This is a genomic window from Aquimarina muelleri DSM 19832 (genome assembly GCF_000430665.1).
Lineage (GTDB): Bacteria > Bacteroidota > Bacteroidia > Flavobacteriales > Flavobacteriaceae > Aquimarina > Aquimarina muelleri.
Genome location: NZ_AUML01000067.1, coordinates 1 through 8052, shown reverse-complemented (window position 1 = coordinate 8052; position 8052 = coordinate 1). Strand labels below are relative to the sequence as shown.

The following is an 8052-nucleotide window of genomic DNA, read 5'->3' as shown; positions in this document are numbered from 1 at the left end:
CATGTATGGGGATAAAGGATATATTTCCAAAGAGTTAGCCAACTTACTCTTTGATCAAGGCTTACACCTAGTAACAGGTATTAGAAACAATATGAAAAATGTATTAATGACACTAAGAGATAAAATATTGCTTCGCAAAAGATCAGTTATAGAAACTATCAATGATCAACTTAAAAACATCGCTCAAGCTGAACATTCCAGACACAGAAGTTTTGGAAATTTCATCACTAATTTAGTGGCTAGTCTAATAGCATACTCCTTTCAAGAAAAGAAACCAAGTATCAAATTTGAAACACAAAAATCTGAACAATTGACTCTTTTCTGTTAAATCCTTACGTCGAACTCAGGTTATTAGAATAAATTAGAGCTACCTTACTGTCCATTATAGATCAATCAAAGATTTACAAAGCCTACAATACCTCAAATAGAAAAGCTTGATATCATTATCGAGCTTACAATATGATTTTAAAAAAACCTTTAAATTTAAAGTACTATCTTAGTAATATTAACTGTAATATATGCAACCAACCGAACTGATTATTCAGCTACAACAAAGAAATGAAAATGCTTTTCAACGCATTTATGAAATGTATGCTGAAAACACTTTTGGAGTAATATACAATATCATTAGAGATGAAACTTTGGCTGAAGAAATTCTACAAGATGTTTTTGTAAAGATTTGGAATAATGCCAATTCTTATTCTGAAAAGAAAGGGCGTTTTTTTACTTGGATACTTAATATTGCCAGAAATGCAGCTATTGACAAGACAAGGTCTAAGTCTTTTAAAAACTCTAAACAAAACCAGAATGCCGATTATTTCGTAGATATACTAGAAGAGAAAAGTAGTTTTTCTCATAAAATAGATGCTATTGGTATTCAAAAGTATATTGATATACTAGAGCCTTTATGTAAGAAAGTGATCGACTTATTATTTTTTAAGGGATACACTCAAAAAGAGGCGTCTGAAGCATTGAAAATTCCATTGGGAACAATTAAAACCCGGAATCGAATATGTATTAATAAATTAAGAGAAACTTTGGCAGTATAATTATGGATATGGAACAATATATAGCATCAGGAATTTTAGAGCTGTATGTGTACGGAGCATTATCTGAAAAAGAGAATGCCGAGGTATACAAAATGCTACAGCAATATCCTGAAATAGAAAAAGAGGTTGAAGAAATTGAAAAGGGATTAATGCAATTATCTACTGCGGTATCGCCTTATAATCCCGAAGCATTATATAATCAGGTTAAGGATAAACTAAACCTTACCAATGGTGATGTAAAAGTAATTCCAATTGATAAAAAACGAAGCAATTGGTTAGGCTATATTGGTTGGGCTGCATCGATTGCCTTACTGATCACTATAGGTGCTCAATTTAATACCATCCAGAAACTCCAAAAACAAGTTGTGGATGTAGAAACAGAAAATATGCTTTTAGATGGTAAAATCAATGTTGCAGAAGAAGATTTAACAAAAACAAAAACGTTATTGAATGTTATAAGAAGTAAAGATATTATTCGGATTCCATTACAGGCACAAAAAATATCCCCAAATTCTTACGCATCAATATATTGGGACAAAAATAATCAAACAACTTATATTGATGTAGCAGGTTTACCTACGCCACCTCCCGGAAAAGTGTATCAGGTATGGTCATTAAAATTAAATCCGCTTACACCTACTAGTTTAGGAATATTAGATACGTTTAATGAAAATGACATTAAAGTTTTTGCTTTATCGAATATTAATGAATCAGAGGCTTTTGGAATTACATTAGAGCCTGAAGGAGGTAGCGAATCTCCAACTCTAGAACAATTATATACATTAGGGATGGTAACTTCTTAAACAAAGATAGTGCAATATTATCGAAGGTTTAATCCCTAAATTTTTGTATCCCTATCAAAAAAGTGTAGTCTAATTGAATATAAAAAAAATCCTGATTTTAGATCAGGATTTTTTTGGCAATTATAGGGACAAAAAAAGGAAAAGCCTGTTTAATTCATACCAAAAAAACAGGCAAATTCCATAAACAACATCAAAAAAACAATCTTTATAACTTTACTTCAATCTTTTTTAAAAAGACACATTACTTTAATTTTTAATACTAGCTATTCGCTTTAGATAAACCTTGAAATTTTTAGTGTAGGTTTTAAAAAATCAGCTGGTTTTTTCTCTTTTTAAAGCTAATAATTATTAATAATCAAATCGTATTCAGTAATTGTTTTGATTGTTCTATACTATATGTACGAAATTAAAGAGTCTATGGTTTTCTACTTGTTTTAAAAAAATGAAAAACCCTGCTATACTAATGTATAATCAGGGTTTCATCTAAAAAACAAAAAAACTTAAAAATTATAGGTAATACTTCCCTTTATAAAAAAAGGAGTTCCTGGGGTAAAATGAATCTCTTCTATAGGTTGTGTTTCATTATTTAATCTTGATTCAGTAGCAAATTGTGCTTCATTCCATTTGGTATCGAAGATATTTTCTAGAGATACTCCCATGGTTATATTTTTTAATGTATAGTTTATGTTTGCATCTACAACTGTATATCCTTGTGCTATCATGCTGTTATCTTCATTAGCTGCTCGATCCCCCAAATAGCGATACTGTATCCCTGCTGAAAAGTTTTTAAACTTGTCAATACTTAGACCCCCGACAGCTGTTACTTTTGGAGCTAAAGGAATATAATTTTGATTTTCTGGAGTATCCAAACTTCTTGCATGAGTATAGGTAAGGTCAGAGTCAAGAAATAACCAATCATTGATTTGATATCTTGCACTAAAATCGATTCCTAACCTTCTGGTTTCTCCACTTGGTTCTACAATTCCTGCATCACCGACATATACAAATTCCTGCTCAAGACCTAAATACCAAGCAGTAGTATTTACAAAAAGACTCGAAAAAGGTTTCCAACTTACGCCTGCATCTACCCCATATGCTTTGGGTAGAATAGAATTGCCATTTCTTTGCACAACTACGCGAGTATCATTACTGTGAAAACCAATCCCAGATTTTATAAAAATATTGATGTTATCTGCAGCATTATAGGATATTTTAAGTTTTGGGCTCACTATAGTTTTTGTTGCAGACTGTGTTTTAAATTTGTTTTGAAGAGCATCTTGATATAAATTTTTGAAATAATCTAAACGTACGGCAGGAGTAATTTCTAGTTCCCCTACATTAAAAGAAGCATCTGTAAACACGTAAGCATTGGTTTCATTAACATCACCCAAACTTATGTTTTCTAAAGTTTCTTTTCGATTTAATGTTCTAGATAGTTCATTATCATTACTATCATCATTTCTTAATCCGATTCCTACATTTAGATCTACCTCAGTATCTCCTATAATTGATTTGGTATTAATCTTACTATTAAAACCAAAAATACTACGATCTTCTCTTTGCCTAATTTGATCTCCATTTATAGGATTATTTAGAAAAAATGTAAAATTAGAGTACAGTTCAAAATCATAATGAGAATAAAAAGCAGTAGTCTTAAACGTTGTTTTGTCGGAAATAAACTTATTATATGTTGCACTTATATTGGTTCGGGAGGTTTCTCCTCCTTCTGTATCATCAATTGCCCCGAATCTAGAGATCAATCCATTATCTACAGCTCTTACTGGAATTTGACCTGAGGCATCCCATTGGCTAGTAAAATGAGAAGCTGCAAAACTCATTTTAGCATTGTCTGAAAGTTGAGCAGTATATTTAGTATTTACATTAATTCGGTTAAAGTTTTGTGGAGATTCAAAAGGGCCATCGCTTTCTATATATTCTAAAGCCAATGTAGCATTTTGTTTACCAGAAGCCTCTAAAAGATTAAATAATCCTACGGTTCTTAATGTATTAAAATCTCCTATTTCTAATTTTAGTTGATTGGTATCAAATTTTTCTTTGGTAACAAAAGACACATATCCTGCAGTATTAAAATTACCCTGATCTGCATAATGAGGACCTTTACCAAAATCTACTTTATTAATTGTTTCGGGGATAACGAAATGTAAATCTGCATATCCCTGTCCATGTGCGTGAGAAACCATATTTACAGGTAATCCATCTACAGATATCGCTACATCTGTACCATGATCCACATCAAACCCACGTAAAAAGATTTGTTCAGCTTTTCCTCCTCCAGCGTGTTGACCAATAAATAGACCAGGAACTTTACGTAATACTTCCTGAGAAGAATTTACAGGATTCGTTTTGATGTCTATCTTGTTAATCAAACGCATTGGATCAATTTCTTGCTTTAGAATTAACTCATCTAACTGAAAAATCTTTGGATTTAATTTAATAGTTAAAAAAGTAGTGAAATCACTTTCTTTAAGTTTAATTTTTTTAGTTTCATACCCTAGCAAGCGTACAACTAAGGTGTCGCCAACATTATTTTTAGGTAGCGAAAAAACTCCGTTTTCCAATGTATGTGTATGTTGTTCTGTAGTAGAATTATACACATATGTTTCTGCTAATCCAGTTTCAAAATAATCCTGAATCGCACCTTGTATAATTTTATTTTGAGCATGACTCTCCATGCAAAATATCAGTAATAGTATCGTTGTAAAATATTTCATCTATTCGGAATAATGTTTAATAAAAATCAGGTGTAATTTACCAATAATCATTTGGATTAAGATCCGCCTACTTTTTTCGGTTCATTTAATAAACTTATCTGGGATAATTGATTATAGATTTTGTATTTTATTAGTTAGTAAAGGTCCTAGTTCATAGCTACTACTTAATAATTCTTTTTTGATAGGAGCAATCTTATCTATCAGTTGATTCGTTTTGTATATCTGTGCAATCTGATAATATACTTCTGGTTCATATGTTTTTCCTATGATATGACTTTCTACGATCCCTAATGCTTTTTTATGATCCCCTTTAAGGTTGAGTATATATGCTAAAAGACCGTAAGATTGTGGTGTGGGTCTGTTTTTAATTTCTTGTATAGCAATTTCTAATGCACCATCATAATCATTAAATTCTTCTGCCCTTATCATAGCATTATATGAATTATACATATCTCCATATCTAGTATCCGTAACAGTCTGAAAATAATTTTTTAAATTTTTCTCTTTTGCTTCCTGATTATTTTGGTATTCTGCAATTTCTACTTTAAATAAGGCATAATCTGGACTTTGATATTCTTGTGTAATCGTATTGATGATTCGTAAGGCCTCTGTTGGATTGTATTCATAAGAATAAATTATCCATGCTATTCCTTTTTTTGCATACGCATTTGCAGGATCTATTTCTAATGCTTTTAAATAGTGATCGTATGAATCTTTGACTCTCCCTGCATGCCCATAATAGTCTGCCAGATTGGTATAAGACCATAGCATTAACTCTCCTTTCTTACTTCCTTCTGCAATCGATTTTGCCTTTTCCATATTTCGTATTGTAGCATCCAGATTCCCTTTATAATCATTCCACTTAGCCAATCGTATTAAGAAATTATAATCTTCCTGATTTGCAAAACTTTCTAAATATTTTTTAGCATTAGTGTACTTACCAAGTTCCATAGCAATATCAAACATTACCATTTCTGATTGCTTTTTATTAACACCAATCTGTAGTGCTCTTTCTGCTACTTTTTCTGCTTCGATAAACATATGTTGCGAGATATAATTTCTAGCAAGTGCTAAGAGATAGTTTTCTTTCCCTATAGCTGCTATTTCAACAGATTTTTTTAAGGTTTGTTCTGCTTTTTTTAAATATTCAATTTCTCCTGTGGTTTGAAATAATTTTGTATATACTTTGGCAATTGGTCCTAGTGCTACAATTCGAGTACTATCTTCCTTTAGTTTTTTATTCCAAAATTCGAGCCTTAGGTTTAGATTATCTCTTGTAATATTACTTTTTAACCTTAGATATTCATTATACTCCTTAGCCTCTGTAATTTTATAAATCTCTGTCTTTTTACACGAAGTAATAATCCCAAAGATCATTATCACGAATATATATTGTATTAATTTCATTTTTTTGTTTTTTTTAGATGTTGATTCTTGTTTAATATGAACATTCCGAGCCTATCAAAAACCTATTAAATTTAGTTAATCTGCAATAGACAGACCCGGTCTGAAAATCCAACACATCAAAAATTAATATGTTAGATCCTATTTGTACTACATACTATGAGGTGCTTCTAGGTATGGAAAAGCACTCATTGGAGTTTCACCCGTATTACTAACACCGTCTGTTACCAAAATAGGTAAATCAGCCATTCCATCTCCATTAGTATCCTGACCGTTAAATCGATCTCCGTTTTGTCCTCCAAAAAGTAATATAAGAGAAACATCAATTACGTCATCAGTAAGATTTCTTCCAGTAAGAACGTTAGTTCCATCATAATAAGTAGTAGGCTCGTTAGGGGCCACTTGTAATACATCTGTAGCCAGAATTGTAGTTAACGTAGTTGCGTCTAATCCTAAAATATTATTTTCATATTCTACTCCAAAAGCAGCGTGTAATGCTACCGCCTGATCTAAAAATAATGGCTGAAATTTAGCAGTTTGTTCTGATGGGATTGTTACATTAAAGTCATTTTTAATTGAAGATGATCCACTTAATACCGTATTAATACCAGGGCGTCCCATTTGATCTTTTTGTACATATGTCCCTGAAAAATCAATTTGATTTTCATTCATCATACCATCATCATCATTTCCACAACTTGTAATAGTTATCGTTAATAATACAGCTATTGCGATATTTGTTATTGTATTTAATTTCATGATTTTATATGTTTTTTTAGTTTTATTATTATTGTTTTGTTTTTGCCTCAACCCAGGTATTAAACACTTGTGTTCCTGTCCCTGCCGGATGATCAAAAGTTCCTCCTAATAAAGAATTAGGAACTTCAAGAGTAATAGATAATACATTTGTACCATCAAAATCATCATTTCCGGGAACATTGAAACCATTAGGAGCCATTCCTCCAATTATTGCATTGTATTGACTAAAGTCAAAGAAGAAAGAATCTTCTCTTAATCCAGCGAAATAAGAAATACCATTAGAAGATGATATGGTAGCATTCGCTCCCGTGCTAATTTCTACCTGACCTAAGTAATCTGTACTTTTATTGATCGTACTATTAAGTCCTGTAACAGAAGGAGTATAAGGGCCAAAGAAATACATGATACCATTTCTTGGGATGGCTTGTATTACCAAATCTTCTGTAAGATCTCCATTATTATCAATATTGATCTCTACCAATACATTTTCATCAAAGGTTGCTGAATCACCTGCGGGTGCAAGAGAACTTTGTACATTCACTACAAATACAGTATTATCTGGATTTGCGCCTTCAAAGGCATAAAAGTCTGTTATGTCTGCTGTTGTTCCTGCTACATCTGGTGCATCTAGATGATCTGCTGACATTAATACTATTCCTGTTGATAAAAGACCTCCAAGAATAAAAAGTTTTGTTTTTTTAATACGGTTCATTTTTTAAAATTTAAAAGATTATATCGATACATACGAGTATATACGCATCTTGGTTTTCTAATAAATGTTAATAAAATATTAATGAGAAGAAAAAGCTTTTAAAAGCTCTAGTTTTTATGAGTAGTTTTTATACAAACTATTATTTATTTTTTTTGAATTGTAATAATTCATCAGATAGAAATAGTGAGTATAGCACCTTGGAATATCTGCTTTTATCAGGATAAAAAAACACAACCAATAACATTACACTTAAATGATTTTGAGGTTGGGGCGGTACACAAAATTAATCAGGATCGATTTAGTTTAACAGTTATAAAGACAACAGCCTTTTGCTTTTAAAAATCTCACAATTACAGATTATGGATCAAATACGGGATAACAGAATAAATGTGTTTACTCCAAAAGACCTTCTGTTTGGTCAAAAAGATAGAAATTTTAACCTCAAAAGCAGAAATTTTAGCGCAGCAGGTTGAAATTTTAACCTTCAAGGTTAAAGTTTTAATGTCTTTAGTTAAAAATTCAACTCCTTGGGTTAAATTTTCAACTCTCGTTATTAAACGCTTCGTCAAAAAGACGCGTCACTTGGTCTATTG

7 protein-coding genes are annotated in these 8052 nt (G+C 31.4%); 3 read left to right on the top strand and 4 right to left on the bottom strand.

Features of this window, described 5'->3' with window-relative positions:
* The 3 genes from H527_RS0118145 to H527_RS0118135 all read left to right on the top strand — a co-directional run.
* Positions 1 to 328: transposase (locus H527_RS0118145; protein ID WP_027413985.1), on the top strand; the 328-nt coding region annotated here is incomplete at its 5' end.
* A 190-nt stretch (positions 329 to 518) separates the two neighbouring features.
* The gene (locus H527_RS0118140; RefSeq protein ID WP_027413984.1) at positions 519 to 1049 is read left to right on the top strand and encodes an RNA polymerase sigma factor; all 531 of its coding nucleotides are present in this window, start codon (positions 519 to 521) and stop codon (positions 1047 to 1049) included.
* Between the two features lie 8 nt (positions 1050 to 1057).
* Entirely contained in the window at positions 1058 to 1852 is a 795-nt protein-coding gene (locus H527_RS0118135) for an anti-sigma factor (RefSeq protein WP_308427918.1), read from the top strand.
* Positions 1853 to 2352: 500 nt separating this feature from the next.
* On the opposite strand, the gene H527_RS0118130 is transcribed toward H527_RS0118135, so the two are convergent.
* The 4 genes from H527_RS0118130 to H527_RS24730 all read right to left on the bottom strand — a co-directional run bounded on the left by H527_RS0118130 (position 2353) and on the right by H527_RS24730 (position 7459).
* Entirely contained in the window at positions 2353 to 4584 is a 2232-nt protein-coding gene (locus tag H527_RS0118130; protein WP_027413982.1) for a TonB-dependent receptor, read from the bottom strand.
* Positions 4585 to 4695: 111 nt separating this feature from the next.
* On the bottom strand, positions 4696 to 5991 hold the full coding sequence (locus H527_RS0118125; RefSeq protein ID WP_027413981.1) for a tetratricopeptide repeat protein: 1296 nt from the start codon (positions 5989 to 5991) through the stop codon (positions 4696 to 4698).
* A gap of 147 nt (positions 5992 to 6138) precedes the next feature.
* Entirely contained in the window at positions 6139 to 6747 is a 609-nt protein-coding gene (locus H527_RS24735; protein WP_027413980.1) for a DUF4331 family protein, read from the bottom strand.
* 28 nt (positions 6748 to 6775) lie between these two features.
* On the bottom strand, positions 6776 to 7459 hold the full coding sequence (locus H527_RS24730) for a DUF4331 family protein (RefSeq protein WP_308427917.1): 684 nt from the start codon (positions 7457 to 7459) through the stop codon (positions 6776 to 6778).
* Between the last annotated feature and the right edge of the window lie 593 nt (positions 7460 to 8052).

Bases quoted from the DNA above. Each gene is read 5' to 3' on its own strand.
- H527_RS0118140 (WP_027413984.1), top strand. From the start codon at position 519: ATGCAACCAACCGAACTGATTATTCAGCTACAACAAAGAAATGAAAAT.
- H527_RS0118135 (WP_308427918.1), top strand. From the start codon at position 1,058: ATGGAACAATATATAGCATCAGGAATTTTAGAGCTGTATGTGTACGGA.
- H527_RS0118130 (WP_027413982.1), bottom strand. From the start codon at position 4,584: ATGAAATATTTTACAACGATACTATTACTGATATTTTGCATGGAGAGT.
- H527_RS0118125 (WP_027413981.1), bottom strand. From the start codon at position 5,991: ATGAAATTAATACAATATATATTCGTGATAATGATCTTTGGGATTATT.
- H527_RS24735 (WP_027413980.1), bottom strand. From the start codon at position 6,747: ATGAAATTAAATACAATAACAAATATCGCAATAGCTGTATTATTAACG.
- H527_RS24730 (WP_308427917.1), bottom strand. From the start codon at position 7,459: ATGAACCGTATTAAAAAAACAAAACTTTTTATTCTTGGAGGTCTTTTA.